This window comes from Flavobacterium xizangense, from assembly GCF_054075145.1.
The window spans coordinates 1-285 of the sequence record NZ_JBSIPG010000064.1; the positions used below are offsets into that span (position 1 = coordinate 1).

General features: G+C 39.3%; 1 protein-coding gene. It reads left to right on the top strand.

Annotated elements, in window-relative coordinates; genetic code table 11:
* A partial coding sequence (locus ACWA1B_RS22525; protein WP_456910827.1) for a RagB/SusD family nutrient uptake outer membrane protein occupies positions 1-281 on the top strand: 281 nt, incomplete at its 5' end.
* Positions 282-285: the final 4 nt, after the last annotated feature.

Here is a 285-nt window from a genome sequence, read left to right on the forward strand (position 1 = left end):
GCTTAGGAAATCCTGCTGCTGCAAAACCTTTTGTAGATCAAATTAGACAGCGTGCAGGCTTAGATGCTTTAGACCACAATCCTACTCTTGATGATATTTACAACGAAAGAGGATTTGAATTAAGCTGGGAAGGCCACAGAAGGCAGGATATGATTCGCTTTGATAAATTTTTATTAGCAAACGAATTCAGACCAGCATCTCCAGCTTTCAGAAAATTGTTCCCAATCCCAACATCTGCTTTAGATGCAAATCGTGGACTTAAACAAAATCCGGGTTACTAAAAAC